Origin of the sequence: Borrelia turicatae 91E135, assembly GCF_000012085.2 — a bacterium.
Classification (GTDB): Bacteria; Spirochaetota; Spirochaetia; order Borreliales; family Borreliaceae; genus Borrelia; species Borrelia turicatae.
Map to the genome: position 1 here is coordinate 1 of NZ_CP019366.1, position 13705 is coordinate 13705.

At 29.5% G+C, this 13705-nt stretch carries 13 protein-coding genes and 3 pseudogenes; 5 read left to right on the forward strand and 11 right to left on the reverse strand.

What is annotated here, in order from left to right; all coding sequences use genetic code 11:
- Positions 1–32 precede the first annotated feature (32 nt).
- The 11 genes and pseudogenes from BT0_RS04905 to BT0_RS04955 all read right to left on the reverse strand — a co-directional run bounded on the left by BT0_RS04905 (position 33) and on the right by BT0_RS04955 (position 10753).
- Entirely contained in the window at positions 33–1373 is a 1341-nt protein-coding gene (locus tag BT0_RS04905) for a variable large family protein (protein ID WP_088895158.1), read from the reverse strand.
- A 311-nt stretch (positions 1374–1684) separates the two neighbouring features.
- Positions 1685–1828 carry a hypothetical protein gene (locus BT0_RS05795; protein ID WP_161491430.1) on the reverse strand — a complete coding sequence of 48 codons (144 nt, stop codon included), beginning with the start codon at positions 1826–1828 and terminating at the stop codon, positions 1685–1687.
- 405 nt (positions 1829–2233) lie between these two features.
- Positions 2234–2359, reverse strand: a complete 126-nt coding sequence (locus BT0_RS05800) for a hypothetical protein (RefSeq protein WP_418214863.1) — start codon at positions 2357–2359, stop codon at positions 2234–2236.
- A gap of 52 nt (positions 2360–2411) precedes the next feature.
- Positions 2412–3265, reverse strand: a pseudogene (locus BT0_RS05805) (variable large family protein); the annotation flags it as partial.
- Positions 3266–3589: 324 nt separating this feature from the next.
- Positions 3590–4066, reverse strand: a complete 477-nt coding sequence (gene bdr, locus BT0_RS04925) for a Bdr family repetitive protein (RefSeq protein WP_088895162.1) — start codon at positions 4064–4066, stop codon at positions 3590–3592.
- Between the two features lie 181 nt (positions 4067–4247).
- A complete protein-coding gene (locus BT0_RS05810) occupies positions 4248–4403 on the reverse strand; it encodes a hypothetical protein (RefSeq protein WP_161491431.1) in 156 nt (51 codons plus the stop codon).
- A gap of 409 nt (positions 4404–4812) precedes the next feature.
- A pseudogene (locus BT0_RS04930) lies at positions 4813–5868 on the reverse strand (variable large family protein).
- Between the two features lie 1879 nt (positions 5869–7747).
- Positions 7748–8284 (reverse strand): chromosome replication/partitioning protein, encoded by a 537-nt coding sequence (locus BT0_RS04940; RefSeq protein WP_088895164.1) that lies wholly within the window; start codon positions 8282–8284, stop codon positions 7748–7750.
- Positions 8285–8354: 70 nt separating this feature from the next.
- Positions 8355–9116 (reverse strand): ParA family protein, encoded by a 762-nt coding sequence (locus BT0_RS04945; protein ID WP_088895165.1) that lies wholly within the window; start codon positions 9114–9116, stop codon positions 8355–8357.
- Positions 9092–9652, reverse strand: a complete 561-nt coding sequence (locus BT0_RS04950) for a DUF226 domain-containing protein (protein WP_088895166.1) — start codon at positions 9650–9652, stop codon at positions 9092–9094. The genes BT0_RS04945 and BT0_RS04950 overlap by 25 nt, the downstream gene beginning before the upstream one ends.
- Before the next feature lie 9 nt (positions 9653–9661).
- Positions 9662–10753: a plasmid maintenance protein gene (locus BT0_RS04955; protein ID WP_088895167.1), complete on the reverse strand. Its 1092-nt coding sequence runs from the start codon at positions 10751–10753 to the stop codon at positions 9662–9664.
- Positions 10754–11005: 252 nt separating this feature from the next.
- On the opposite strand from BT0_RS04955, the pseudogene BT0_RS05815 reads away from it, so the two are divergent.
- The 5 genes and pseudogenes from BT0_RS05815 to BT0_RS04970 form a co-directional block, all read left to right on the forward strand.
- A pseudogene (locus BT0_RS05815) lies at positions 11006–11197 on the forward strand (variable large family protein); the annotation flags it as partial.
- Between the two features lie 252 nt (positions 11198–11449).
- Entirely contained in the window at positions 11450–11671 is a 222-nt protein-coding gene (locus BT0_RS04960) for a hypothetical protein (protein ID WP_088895168.1), read from the forward strand.
- Positions 11672–11774: 103 nt separating this feature from the next.
- Entirely contained in the window at positions 11775–11981 is a 207-nt protein-coding gene (gene bdr / locus BT0_RS06205) for a Bdr family repetitive protein (protein ID WP_145954718.1), read from the forward strand.
- A 76-nt stretch (positions 11982–12057) separates the two neighbouring features.
- The gene (locus BT0_RS06210) at positions 12058–12207 is read left to right on the forward strand and encodes a hypothetical protein (protein ID WP_161491432.1); all 150 of its coding nucleotides are present in this window, start codon (positions 12058–12060) and stop codon (positions 12205–12207) included.
- A gap of 365 nt (positions 12208–12572) precedes the next feature.
- Positions 12573–13637 carry a variable large family protein gene (locus BT0_RS04970; protein ID WP_088895169.1) on the forward strand — a complete coding sequence of 355 codons (1065 nt, stop codon included), beginning with the start codon at positions 12573–12575 and terminating at the stop codon, positions 13635–13637.
- Positions 13638–13705: the final 68 nt, after the last annotated feature.

Here is a 13705-nt window from a genome sequence, read left to right on the forward strand (position 1 = left end):
TTAATTTTTAATCTTTATATAAAAACTTAAGCTTATTTATTCTTGATTTTACCAAGTTCATTTTGTAATGTTTGCGTAATAATTGCATCAAGCACACTTAATACCTTTTTAACAGCATTCACTGCTGATTCTTGAACTTTCGCAATTTCATTATTATTATTGGCATCCTTATAAGCTGCAAATTTACCATCCTTACTCATTGCCTTCAATGCAACAGCTGCTGCTAAGTCTGCATTACTTTTTGCACCTGCACCCTTATCATCACTAGTATAACCAGTAATTAGCTCTCCTGCATTATTAGAATTCTTGCCACTAATATTACTATTTGCAATAGTAGCGTTTCTTATTTTATCAATCATTGTCCATGCATCTGCTTTATCTACTTCCTCAGCAAGCGCAGAACCAGATCCTATACCAGCACCACCATTATTAAAACGACTCCCACTACCACCATTAAGAACAGCAAGTGCTGTAATGTTACTTGATGCAATAATAGGAGTATCATCAACTTTTCCTTGTTTAATATCTACACCAGATTCCTTTGCAATATCAATTATTGTCTTAACTCCATCAATAATAGCTTGAACACTATCCCTATCAGAAATAACAGAAGCCTTGGTTTTGCTATCACTAATTTCCCCAATACTAATGTTATCACCAGTAGCATTAACTAATTTATCTACAGAGTCTATTATTTTGTCAATAATTGTACTCTTATATCCGCTAACTTCAGTTGATACTTTTGTTTTAATATCTGTTAACTCGTTTTCTAATTTCTTAAGGTATTCTTTTACTTTACTTCTCTTATCATCAGCGTTAATTGCTATATCAAAGTCCTCTTCACTAACCAGGCCAATAACTTGTCCACTTAAACCATCATATGCAAGGCCATAAGAAAAATTAACGATATTTGAATCATATCCTTCATCAATAATCACACTACTACCACTTTGTCCACTCATGCCATGTACAGCAGTGTCCTCAGAGAAACCCAAATTAAAGTTATATATTTCTTCTACTGCACCTTTAAGAGGGCTACTTCCAGAAAAACCACTTGCACCGCTTACACTATTATCTGTTTCTCCCTCTGTGCCCTTAAGAGTTCCACCTCCAGCAAAGCCACTTATTTTATACCATCCTGAAGTATTATTCTGATTTAAAACAATCCCATCATTGCTACTTACTCCTTGTGGTAACTTAAATTTTGAGCTATTAGAGACTCCTTCTCGATGTACACCATTCTTACTGCTAGAAGCATTTTGAACAGCAACTTTGCTAAAAACATCTTTATTTTCGGCTATGAATTGCTCTACTAAATCACACCCGCTAAATAAAGAAGTAGTAATAATTAATAAACCTAACGGCTTTTTCATTTAAGCCTCCTCCTCTTAACTTATATCTAAAATATATATCATACTTAAAAAAAAGAAAAATATTGCCAGAAATTCTATCTCAAAAAAATAAAAAACAGTTAACATTGTGTTTACTTTCCAAAGAATTGTATTCACTTACTAATCAAAATTAATCTCATAAACTCATTTATATCTAGCTAGAAAAAGATTTAGCAGAGCTTGTTTACTTATTTTGGTACATATAATTTACTAAAATATAAAAAAGGAATACTTCTCTTGTATAGGAGAAGTATTTTCCTTAAATGACTTGATTATTTAGTTTGACTATTTACTTAGTAACAATAACATTGTTCTGCAACATTAGTAGATCCCTTAACACTATTAACATTCGCAGCTCCAATCGCTAATTGCCCAGCATAATTATTATTACCAACAACAACACCATCGGTCTGAGAATCTTTTATCTTGTCAATCATTGCCCATAGATCTTCTTTTGATACCTCATCTACTAACTTTGCAGAAGCACCCTAACCCGCATTATTACCTCCAAGTGCATCAGTGGCAGTATTAGCAACAACATTTACGGCATTACCAGCTTCAATATTTACTCCAGATTTTTTGATACATCAATAATTTCTCTTACATTGTCAATAACAATTTTACATCAGCAGCATTGGTAGGCACTGCTGCATCACCTGCATTAGCATCAGCCCGAGCATTACCAATGTCAGCACCATCATTAGTTACACCAGATAATTTGATTACAGAGTCAATTAGTTTTGCAATAACATCACTAGCACTGTTAATTGTAGCCTCAACCCCTGTAGTATCAGCATATGGCGTAGAAGTTATGTCTTTCGCTAAAACTATCTAATTTATCCTTAGTAGTTGCAAGTCCATTTGCCTATCGTCTTAAAGTGTTCTCCTACCTTACATTTTTTATCACCAGATTTAACAGCTGTAAGTCCAAAAGTATCACCAATAGCATTACCAAAAATGCTAAAAATCTCTTGAAATCCTTAACCTATTTTGACAAGTGAATCAAAAAAAGTATTCTTATTCTACTGCTCCTAATAACTTATTGACTGCAGTTACTCCTACTCCTTGTGATGCTTTGTCATCATTCATTATTATTCACAGCTAATTTACCATCTTTAACTAATGAGCGTAGGGCTATTCCTCCACTCACCACACTTACTAACGCTGCATCTTTTGCTAAATTAGCCGCTTGACCCCCTTTAGCAAAAGAAATTGCACTTGTATCCGCAGTTGCATTAGCTCCTACTGCTGCATCAATTTCTCCTGATTTAACAATAGCTGCTAATATTTCTTTACCCACTACTATTAATGCTGCTTCTGGTCCCACATTCCCTCCTGCAGCACCTGTAGATAAAACCTTATCTCCATTTTTGTCATCAGTTCTTTCTACGTTTGCGGTATTGCTACATTACTTTTTTTTGGCTCTTCAATTTTTTGTGTCTTAGCTGTATCCACTATTCCTTTCAATGACTTAAGGGCTCTTTTTAATTCATCTGTAGCTGCTGATACTCCTTATTGATTACTTGTTGCCTCCCCCACTATCTTGCCATCACCTATTTCTTTTAAAGACTCTAAATGACCTTTTAATGTGTTTAAAGTAGCCTTAGCTGTATCAACTAAATTCTAATTGAACTTTTTAATACATCGTCTTTATCAACACCTGCTGTTGACTTTTTTGCTACTTGTTCCAATTCATCTGATGCTTCTCCAAATTCCTTACCTAAAGCAGTAAAATAATCTCCTACGTCATTTTTAGTTGTATCTTTAGTTACTCTTAATCCTAATGTATCTGCTATTAAACCCATAAATGCATAAAAGGCGTCCTGCGCTGTCCTTTCCATGTGCATCATTACTTCACTTAAACTTCGTCCTTCCTGTAGCTGCTTGACAATCCTTACCTGCTTGTGGTTGTTAACCACTGCCACAGCTAAGAAGTAAAAATAAAGTCATCAATAACGCACTTTAAAGTAACTCTTTTCATTATTACGTGCCTCCTTTTTGCTCAGAGGGGCAAGGTGGTTAAAAAAATTTGAATAAAAAAAGCTAAGAACATAAATACTGTAATCTTGTAGAGACTAAATACAATAAGACAATTGCAGATATTAACTATCTCTAACAAATAATTAAATAATTTTGTAAAAAATGACTAAAAAATAATTGACAGAGGGTCAATTAAAGAAGGGGATAGGTAAATAAATTTACTTTGCTAATAATGACATTAATGCTAAGAATATTCCTATATTAAGTGTAATAAGGGTACCAAACATCCAATTATGTAGTCTTGATGTACTCTTAAATTCAGATGCAGTTTTATCAAGTTTATTATCAAGCTCCACCCTATTAATTTCCATATCTTTTCTAACAAGAAAAACCTCATTTTTAACACTATCAATCTTGGTATTAAGATTACTCTCAACAGTATTGATTTTGGTATCCAGGTCTCTAATATCAGATTTTAAGGTTGTCTCAACCCTTTGAATCTCAGCTTGTAAAAGAGATTCAACTTTTTCAAGCTTAAGGTTAAAAGTAGTCTCTAAATACTCAATGTCTTTATAAGTCAGTTCATTTTTATAATATCTATAAGATAAATCAATAGCAATATCTCTATTAATACCAGCTTTAGTAAGTTCAGCTATAACCATTTGTTGAGTAATAACGGGTTGTGCAAGTCCCATAAAAATCCCCTTGTATAATTATTATATAATATGTTAAGTATTATAGGAACCTAACTTTAATAAAATGTGCTTTAAGAGTACGAGTACCCAAAGTCAATAACATATATGCTTGCTGACAGACTATCTAATAAATCATCATCACTCTTACCATCTCCTTTATAATTATAAATATCAGATATAGCTACTTACTTGAATAATCCATAATACTAAGTTTAAATGTAGCAAATGGTTCTATTAACGTAGTAATTCTAGTAAATTTATTACTTATAGGTTTAATTGGTACAATCCTAAACTTATGACTCATACGTGCTCTAGGGTTAAGAAATGTTTTGGTCACATTCCCATATCCAGAAGTGTTATCCCTATCTTCAACATAAAGTGTTAGGTCTATTTTCTTTAGTGTATCAAAAAGCTCAAATGCAGTCTTACAATCAATCTGTTGTTAAATGATTGCTATCAATACTATTTAAACCTGAGTATTATTACATATAGTAAAGAAGGAAAACAATTCTTATGAAGAGAAGGGTTTTCCTCAAATGACCTTATTATTTTGTTTACTTATCTTTTATTATTTATTTAGTAGTAGCATGTTGAATGGTACTAGCTTCACTTTAACTCCTTATCTTTACTTACAAAATATAGAAGGCAGAATAAAATTATCTATAAGATTGCCTTCTACTCTTACCTTTAAGTAATTATTACTTATCAAAAGTTATTCCAATGAATAATTTAAACACCACACTATATTAATTTGTAGGTTTTACTACACTACTAGAATCTTCTTTTATGCAATCATCAATATCTTTTAAACATTTATCAACTGTTCTTCTTATTGTAGATATAATCTCATTTACAGTCTTACTAACTACTCCTATTAATACTGCATTTATTCCATCTTTTGGTGCATGATTAGCAGCAGTTGCCAATTTACCACCCTTAGCCATTGCCCTTAATGCTAAACCAGCTGATATTGCCGATGCATTTGTTTGAACATGAGTAACATTTCCGTTACTCTTATTAGCAATTGCAATGTCATAAGCATTCTTTGCTACATCAATATTGCCAGCAGCATCACCTTCATCCTTAACTGCCTCAATTGCTGCTAATATATCTGCACCGCTTGCTGCATTTAATGCCACATTGGCTCCTTTTAATGCATTCCCATCACAACATTACCAGTATCACCGAACAGCTTTCCAACTGCTTTAGAATCAGCGATCTTCTTATCAGCAGTTCCTTTTGGATCAATCTTAGCATACTTTACTGCTTCATAGATTAAGTTAATCCCTTCAACAAGACCCTTCACACTTGCAGTATCTGCCGGTTCCGCACTATCATCATCAGTACCATTAGCATTACCAACTTTACCATCAACAGCCTCCTTAAGCGTCATTAATTTTACTTGTTCATTCAACTATCTTTTTCAAGATATCAACTACTTTAGTAATTGTAGTCTCAGCTTTGTCTTTTATTAAATTAAACTGTTCATTTCCCTTTAGCTCTTCTAATTTAACTTTAACTAATTGTACTGCTTCTCCAAGCTTACCCAATTGTTCTCCCACTTCTTTCTTAGTTGTATCTGCAGTAAGACCAAGTACTCCTTTTAGTAAGTTTCCAAAAGAAACAAAAGCATCCAAAAACAATTGTCTTGAGCTTGAAATTACTGCACTTAAACCTCCAACCCCTTGTTGCTCTCCTCCTGCTGTTCCAGGATTACCTGAGTTTACTGCCCGTTGACCACTGCCACAGCTAAGAAGTAAAAATAAAGTCATCAATAATGCACTTAAAGTAATTCTTTTCATTATTACGTGCCTCCTTATTAACTCAGCAGGGCAAGATAGTTAAAAAAGGAATAATTTTTACAAAACAAGTCAATACTCACAAAAACTCATACATCACAATAAGAATTACTATATATTATTTAAATTACAAAGATAAGAGAATTGATATGAGTAACCTTACAAGGTTAATACTTCTCAGCACATTACTTTTGTACTGTTGCAAATGATATAATATAAGTATAAAACCTACTAATGCTCAGTCACATAATAGATCTAAGAGGAATTTGAATAATTTACCAAATAAAACTGACTAAACACAAAAAATTTACTCTATCTGATGATAAACAGAAGAAATTTAGCTATTTAAAGCATGCATTGAATCAGATAATTAACAATTACAAAATTAAATTGGTGGATACAAAGATGAAAGTAAGAGCAAATACACAAACTTTCTTGACTGGCTTAACGAATACAAACAAAAAAAAAGAAGTGAAAAAGACAATGGTAAAACTTTTACTCAATATATCAATGATGCTATTGATTATAAATCGAACAGTTTTTTAAAGGTATTATGAACAGTATGTCCTACAAAAATACTAATAAAGGGATATTTGAATATCTTAAAATAAAGCTTTCAGGAGAAAAATCATGTAGCAGAACTTACAGTAAATTAGCAATAAAAATAAGGAGATTTGTTATGAAGAAAATCAATTTTATTTTAATGCCGGCATTATTAATTAATAGTTTAAATCAATTTAATAATAAAAATGATGATAACTCATCATAATGAAATTAAGAAAGCATATTTAAAAAAAGAGATCTAAAATAGTAAAGCAAAAAACACCTTATAAAAAATAAATTAAACTTATTACTAAAATGATCAAAGTAATGCATCAAATAGACAATTGATTCATAGAGGAGAAGAAATTAAATTTTGCGGAGTAATACTTACAAAAACCATTAAACCTGTACACTTTAGAGGAGAAACTACTTTGCAAAATAATTTCATTTTAAGGTCATCTTCAGTTACATTTTTATGTAATTTCCAAAAACTATCAAATATCTATATAAATCTCTTGACATATCCTAACTCAAAACCAAGCAAATAACCGATGCTTTGATGTTTAATATCAATCTATTCAAAGAATATATTAAACTCATAAACCTATCACCTCAAACAAGGTACAAAAAATATTCAAAATTACAAAATTAAGTATATATAAGAAAGCCTCCCCTTAAAGAAACTTTTCTTCTCATAAAATAGGAAGCTTGTATTTACTAACAAAGAATACTTAAAAGGTTCATCAATAACTACATATCCAAAAAGATTTGGTTACCTTTAACTATATTTAAGCTGTTCTTATATTAAAAAGATGGCAAAATATTTTATTACTTCCAAACTAAACTCTCTCTTTATTAAATACTTATTAAGTAAGCCAATCTAATACTCTATAGTTTCAAGCTTTGATTTCCCTCCAAAATAATCAAGTATACTGGATTTATCATTCTATGATTATAACAAAAATATATCTATTATCTCTAAACTATCAAAAGGTGCCTTATGTTATATCATATTCTTATATATTTTCAATACTTCTGCAATATTACTTAAATTCATTTTACTTATTATATTGATTGTATTTTACATTATTAACATTCTATGTTGATTATTTATCATAATAAGTCAAAAACTAAAAACCTACAACACTATTAACAAAAATGGCTTTACCATACAAAAAATATGGCACTATTAAAATTAAAAGTCAAAATTTAAGCCTTTGTTAACAATGCTCAAAAGATTTGCTAACAAAGGCTTAAAAACTTTTAAGCTTGACCAACATAGGATGGGATTTAAATGCCCACACAATTAATATTAAAATACATTAAAAATCAAATAAAATCAATTGTTTTTTAAATTTCTATATCTGATTTTCAACTGTTCTAAAATGTTCCCTTCATTACTAAAAATCTCTTCTAAAAGAAAACTTGTAAATTCAGAATTTTTCTTATAAAATTCATATGCTTGCTCTGTTTTAAGTTGAAAACGCAACGGCTTTATTGGATTTTTTTTCGATTTTTTACTGGTAACTTCATTTGATTTGATACTTTTATAAACATCTACTACTCCCCTTTGTTTAATATCATTTATACTTAAATCACCCCTTAATACATGTTCATATATTTTCAAATATGAATATGCTTGTGTTTTTTTAATCAAAAATTTATTGATAAACGCCTCAAAACTTTTATATCCGTCAATAAGGTAAAGATTTTTGGTTTTTATATTGTATAAAATTTCCATTATTTGAATTTTATTTTCAATGTCATTGATCATACTTTTCCTTAAAGCGAACTTATAATTCTCATATTCTTCCTCTTGCGAAATGCGCATCAAACCCTTTTCCCTATCATTTAAAACAATTATATTTTTTGACACTTGCAAAACTCCTTAAAATAAAATCGTTCGATATCGAACGATTTTATTCTCATTAACTATAAAATTAAATTTAAATTTTTAATATATTATTTAAACATTCTGAACATTCTTGATAATAAATCTCCTTATAACTAGGCTCTTGTAAATTATTTGTAAAAACTTTTACTTTATTGGAAAAATGAACCTTTCCTTTAATAAAATTACCATATTTTTCTTGAATTGAATTTTCTATATCCTTAAAAGTATTTCTATTTTTCATAAACTGATTTTCTACTATTGATATATCAATGTCTTTATCTATATAAATAGAAATTTTTGAAATGTATTTCATCAATATAGACAAACTTTCAACCGAAAATCTCTCAACCTGAATAGGTATTACGAGCTTATCCGTAATATGTAAAGCATTATCTAAAAGTGAATCTAAATTAGGAGGAGTATCTATCAAAACATAATCAAAATAATAACTAACTAAAAAATTTTTTAACCTATGTTTTAAAGAAAGAACTTTATACGAATCAACCTGTTGATTAAAAAGATGCAAATTTGGATGAGAAGGCAGAAGATACATTCTATCATTTATCTTGTTTAAATATTTATTAAAATCTAAATTTGTATTTTCTCTTAAAAACTCATAAACATTATTCACTTCTAAATTTTTTATATATTGCATAAAATAACTGGTTAAACTATTTTGAGGATCCAAGTCTATAACTAAAATCTTCTTGCCCGCATCTTTTAAAATATAACTAAAAATAATAGTTAAAATGCTTTTTCCAACACCACCCTTGATATTAGCAATTGTGATTATTTCTGGTTTTTTTTTATCCATTTATTTATAATCCCTCCATTTGGTAACTTTTTGCCATAAAATTCATATATTTGTTTTTCTAAATTGATCATTCTTTCAACTAAAGATTCATAATATTTCTTATTAACTTTTTCCTTTCTAAGTAAATAAGTAATTTCTCCAATATAACAACAAACACTACCTTTCTTAAATCTAAACTCTACGTAATAAACTTTTGAAAACGTAGACGCTTTCATGATACCATTCTCTTCATATCTTGTTACAATATTTTGTATTGGTTTTCTATACCAATAAGATATGCCCAAAAATTTATCACCATCTCTTAAAGAAAACAGGTTAAACACTGCTATTTTTTCTTGATTAAAAAGTTCCCTAAAAGAAACAAAAAATTTACCTCTTTGGTTTTTATTAATCCCAAAAGAGAACAAATCTTTCATTATTTTTGTATGATATATTGTCCTGTTATTAATTTTTTCTACTTTTACAAAAAGATTCCTGTTGTTTTTTTTCTTAATTTCTAATTCCTTTTTTTTTAGGCGTTCTAATATGCTCTCCATAATTAATCCTTAACTGGTGATTATTTCAAGTTCTTCCGGTTTTAAATAATCTAGATTATTATTTATCAACTCTAAAAGTTCATGGTAGTAATAATTATTAAGTACCTTGCTGTATGTTAACTTATCCTGTTTATTTAAATAATCCTTCAATATTGATACTAAAATCGATTTGTCTATTTTATGTCTTAATTGTTCAAGAAGTATGCTAAATACGTTATTTCTAATGTCTTTCTTGTTTTCTTGTATGTTCCTATTAGTATGTTCAACTGTTTTTTTAAGCTTTCCTATTATTTTCTTTAAGTCATTGTACTTGTTATTCTCTATGATGAAGTGGGGTTTGTCTTTATATTGTTCATATACTTCTTGTATTTGTATTTCTAACTGTTTACTGTTGTGTCCTTCGTTCTCCAGTTTAATCCTTGTTTCATTCAAGATATTACTTAATTCTTGCTGTTTACTTCTTTTCGATTTGGTACCATTAATTCTCTTGTATATACTATTTTCAATTAAATTTTCGGTTCTTTTAATAATTTTACATACTTTAATCGTAACGTTTTTTTCTAATTTTAAATTTAAAATAGAATAGAGTATGTCTGATTTAAAGTTGCATTTTCTGATGTATTTTTTTACTTGGAGTTTTTCTATAAGTTTTATGTCTTTCTTCTTTTCTTTATTACAATTATTATAATAACACTCCCATTTTTCTACACTGCTATTTTTAATACAAGTTTTTTCAAGATATACATTAACACGTTTTTTATGTCTTTCCTCTTTTTTCTCTCTAAATTGCTTATTGATTATGCAGTAACATTCTTTTTTAGAGTATTTAAGTTCGTAGTGAATTTCAGTTCCCATGTTAACACCCAAATGTCTATGATAATTAATTGTTACTTGAAATTCTTTTTCTAATTTATAAAGATAACTTTGTAGTGTTTTAAGTTTAACAGGTTTTTGGTCATTGTTTTTCATATTATTATTGAAATAATAAAGTATGTCATTTTGAGTGTATTTTTTTAACTTTAAGTTCATGTAATTTAGTGTTGATATTAAAACTATTAATTTATGTTGGTATTTGTTTGTAAATTTTTTTGTGTTCCTCATTTAAATCTCCTGTGTTGGTTATTGAATTATTATCTTTTATCATAGTGTAATATACGTTAAAAAGTAAACCCATTTATAATAAAAATATTTTTAGTAAATACATTATAGGGTACTACTGGTGAGCTAGTTGGTAATATCTCTTACTTAAAGACGAAAGAAATCCTGAGGTGGGGATAATAAAAAAGCTTAAGATGGTAATAGCATAGAGAATAATGACGGCGCAGGTAAATTGTTAATGGTAGTACTGTAGCTGCTTCTGATGCAAAGAAAATAGTAGAGGTAGCAGCAGTAAGTACAGTTATTAAGGCATTAGATACATTGACTATTGCTATAAGAAAAACTATTGATATAGGGCTTAAGGAAGTTAAAGAAGTTATAAAAATTAATACTAATGATACTCCGTTAGCTTCTGATAATCAGCCTCCTGAAGCTAAGAAGAACTAAGAATCAGGACTAAATAGGGTTAGTAAGCAATACATAATTAAATAAAGTCATTTGAGGAAAACTCTTCTTTTCATAGGAATTGTTTTCCTTTTATCTATCTCTTGTAATAATACTCAGGTTTAAATAGTATTGATAACAATCATTTAACAACAGATTGATGGTAAGACTGCATTTGAGCTTTTTTATAAACTAAAGAAAAGGGACCTAACACTTTGTGTTGAAGATAGGGATAACGTTTTTGGGCATGGGAATGTGACTAAAACATTTCTTAATCTTAGAGCACATATGAGTCATAAGTTTAGGATTGCTCCAATTAAACCTATAAGTAATAAATTTACTAACATTACTACGTTAATAGAGCTATTTGCTACATTTAAACTTAGTATTATGGATTATTCAAGTAAGTTAGCTATATCTGATATTTATAAGTACAAAGGAGATGGTAAGGGTGATGATTCATTAGATAGCATGTAAGCATCATATATGTGGGTACTCGTACTCTTAAAGCACATTTTACTAAAACAAGATTTCTATAACACTTAAGATATTATATAATAATTACATAAGGAGTGTTTTTATGGGACTTGCTCAACCTGTTATTACTCAACAAATGGTCATCAATGAACTTATTAGAGCTGGGATAAATAGAGATATTGCTATTGATCTGTCTTACAGATATTATAAGAATGAACTTACTTACAAGGATATTGAGTATTTAAAAGAAAACTTGAAAAGGTTGAAGCTCTTTTACAAGCTGAGATTCAAAGGATTGAGACAACTTTAAAATCTGATATTAGAGACTTGGATAACAAAATAGATATTAAATTAATGAGCTTGATAATAAGACTGATGTTAACAAAATGGAGATTGATAGTAAACTTAATAAAACCGCATTTGAACTTAAGAGTACATTAAGACTTCATGGTTGGATGTTTGGTACCCTTATTACTCTAAATATAGGAATATTCTTAGTGTTAATGTCATTACAAAACCTTAATATTATGATTTAAAACAAAACACTAATATCTACAAAAAATTTTAAGATAAAACTACTCTCTTCACTTCTTACTAAAAATTAGAATTTTATCTTTTTTTCCTTAAAACCTTTCTCCAAGAAAAAAGCACAGATAATTTCATCAAAAAAAAATGAATTATTAGTAAAGTAAGTTTATTCAATTATTACCTTTCTTTAATTGATTACATATCAGTTATTTTTTATCAAAATCATTTAATTTTTGTTAGAAACAATTAGTAAATTAGTTGTTGTATTATATTTAATCTCTGAAATGTTAAAGTATCTGTGTTTTTAGCTTTTTTATTTTATTCAAAGCTTGTTAACCATCTTGTCCCTTGAGAAAAAAGGAGGCACGTAATAATGAAAAGAATTACTTTAAGTGCATTATTGATGACTTTATTTTTACTTCTTAGTTGTGGCAGTGGGAGTGCTAAGGTGGAAGATCCTAAAACCACATTCTTAAACTCTATTGCTAATTTAGGTAAGGGTTTCTTAGATGTTTTTACTTCACTTTCTGATATGGTTGCTGGCGCTTTGGGTATTAAGGCTGACACTAAGAAATCTGATATTGGTCAGTATTTCACTGATATTGAAAACACTATGAACACAGTTAAAAAGAAATTGCAAGATGAAGTTACTAAGAATGGTAATTACTTGAAACTTAAATCTGTTGTTGATCACTTTATCACTAACATATTAGACAAGATTGCAGAAGGGGCTAAAGAAGCTGTTAAAGGAGCTGAAGGTAGTGATGCTATTGGTAATGCTACTTCGGATGGGCATGGGGCTACTCCTGCTAGCAAGGATTCAGTTGTTTCTCTTGTTAAAGGGATTAAGACAATGGTTGATATAGTTTTGAAAGACAGTGAAGGGAGTGCAGGTGCTACTAAAACAGGAGAGGATAAAAAGGACATTGGTGCATTGTTTATTGATAATACCGGTAAAGCTGATGCAAAAGAAGAAAATATTGCAAAGGCATCAGCAAGTATTGGTTCAGTGACTGGAGCTGACATCTTAAAAGCTATTGCTAAATCTACAGAAGATCCTAAAGCTAATAGTACTGATGGAATTGAAAAAGCCAAAGATGCAGCTGAGATTGCTATTGCTCCGGTTATTGCTAACAAAAAAGAAATTAAAGAGGATTCAGCGAAGAAAGATGCAGTTATTGCTGCGGGTATTGCTTTAAGAGCTATGGCTAAGGATGGTAAGTTTGCTGCTAATGCTGAAAAAGATGCTCATGCAGTTAATGGTGTTGCTGCTAGTGCTGTTGGTAAGACTTTAAGTACTCTAATAATAGCAATAAGAAGTACTGTTGATAGTGGCTTAAAGTCAATAAGTGATACTCTTGCTACAGTTACACAAGAAGATAAATCTTTAGAAGCTACTACACCTGCAGATGCAACAGCTAGTAGACAGCAACAATAAAGAATTAATAACAAATATATAACTAAATAAAGTCATTTTAGGAAAACTCTTCTCTTCGTGAGATTCGT